The organism is Pedobacter sp. MC2016-05 (genome assembly GCF_026239735.1).
Classification (GTDB): domain Bacteria; phylum Bacteroidota; class Bacteroidia; order Sphingobacteriales; family Sphingobacteriaceae; genus Pedobacter.
Genome location: NZ_JAPIVT010000046.1, coordinates 1 through 1,865 on the forward strand (window position 1 = coordinate 1; position 1,865 = coordinate 1,865).

General features: G+C 39.5%; 2 protein-coding genes. One reads left to right on the plus strand and one right to left on the minus strand.

Translation table 11 applies throughout. The features are described 5' to 3' along the window. Positions 1–197: 197 nt before the first annotated feature. Complete coding sequence (locus tag OQZ33_RS24085; RefSeq protein ID WP_265802119.1) at positions 198–1,235, plus strand: site-specific integrase; 1,038 nt, start codon at positions 198–200, stop codon at positions 1,233–1,235. A gap of 228 nt (positions 1,236–1,463) precedes the next feature. Here OQZ33_RS24085 and OQZ33_RS24090 read toward each other — a convergent pair. Further along, the coding region (locus OQZ33_RS24090) for a reverse transcriptase domain-containing protein (protein ID WP_265802121.1) at positions 1,464–1,865 on the minus strand (402 nt) is incomplete at its 5' end.

Below are 1,865 nucleotides of genomic sequence, written 5' to 3' on the forward strand. Positions count from 1 at the left end.
CTTTTTTGTTTTTAGATATAACCAAAATATGCATGAAATAGCAAGGTTTAGGTGAGCAATTCGGTGACACTTGTCTGTAAGCTAAGATGTCCACCAGAAACGCTATAAAAATCTGTACATCAGCCTATTACTATTTTATACATCTTGATTTTTAATGACTGCAAAGCTAGATTTGTTTAACCTTTAGGTGAGTCATTATGAAAAATTTTAATTTAATCTTTTTTCTTAAAAGAAGAAAAAACTACGAAAACGGCCCCGTAGGCATCTACATGCGAATTACAGTAGACGGAAAGCGTTCAGAAATTACAACTGGTCGTTCTTGTGAACCTGACAAATGGAGTATTGTAGCGGGAAAGACGACTGGTAAAACGGAAGAGTCCAAAACCTTAAACGCATATCTTTCTGATATTAAAGCCAAGATTTATGAGATCCATCGTCAACTTATCTTGAAAGACGAAACTATCACTGCAGATGTTATCCGCGACAGATTTCTTGGAAGAGAGGAAAAGCAGATTACACTAATCAGTGTATTCGAAGAACATAACCGAAAAGTGGAAATACTGGTAGGAAGCGAGTATACCCATGGAACAGCGGAAAGGTATCGTACCTCATTAAAGCATACCGTTAATTTTCTTCAATGGAAGTACAAGTTAAGCGACATTCCGTTAAAAAACATTAATCATGAATTTATCAGTGAATATGATTTCTATTTGAGATCGGTTCGGAAATGTAAAAATAATTCTGCGGTCAAATATCTTAAGAATTTCGGAAAAATTATCCGGATCTGCCTGGCAAATGAATGGATGACTAAAAATCCCTTCATGAATTACAAGCATAAAGTCAAACCTGTTGAAAGGCAATATTTGACGGATAGTGAAATTAAGACTATCGCCTCTAAATCTATGGTAAGCGACAGGCTTGAACAAATCAGGGATATTTTTCTTTTTTCATGTTTTACCGGGCTTGCTTATATTGATGTAAAACAGCTTAGGCCTGACGATATTATAGAAGGAATCGATGGTGAGAAATGGATCTCGATCAAGAGACAAAAAACAAATGTACCCTCCCGCATTCCTCTTTTGCCCACGGCACTTTTCCTGATCGATAGATATAAAGATAATCAGCTATGTGAGATTGTAGGAACTATTTTCCCCGTTTGTAGTAATCAAAAGATGAACTGGCTACCGTGCCCCCGTAAAGGTTTTGTAATGAATGTCTCTTTGGCAAGAGACTAGACTAGGTTCTAAGTCTACTCCCGACCGACTTATCTGGAGGGGAAACCCAATAGGGAGTGTAGCATGTCGGTATACAGCATGGCCGCTTTAATTGCCAAAGGCGAGTGCATCGCTGGGGAGAAAGGCAGACACAAGGATGAAGCCTATGGAATTGCAATAGTATACTAGAGATTTTTTTTCGTCACAAAACATAAGCCCAGACTTTATCAAGCCTATAAGTAGCTTAACTTAATAGCATTGGGACTGCCTTGTGGCGTTCCTTCTTTTTCTTGGGCTGACCAATCCATTCTCCATGATCCCCACACTCAAATAAAGACGAATAAGCTTCAATGTCCGCTTATCCTTTATCTTTACTGACAGCAGATGCATAAGTTTATCATGGTTTACCCGGTCAAAGAATTTGTCCAGGTCAAGTTCCACAATCCAGGTGTAACCTGTGTTAAGATATTCCTGAGCCTTTAGCACTGCCTGACGGGCATTGCGATCTGGCCGGAAACCATAACTATCAGAGGAAAAGTCGACCTCGTACTTTGGACTCAGCCATTGAGAAATGGCCTGTTGGATCAACCGGTCAATGACCGTTGGGATGCCAAGCATCCTCTTACCACCACTGCTTTTGGGTATCTCTAT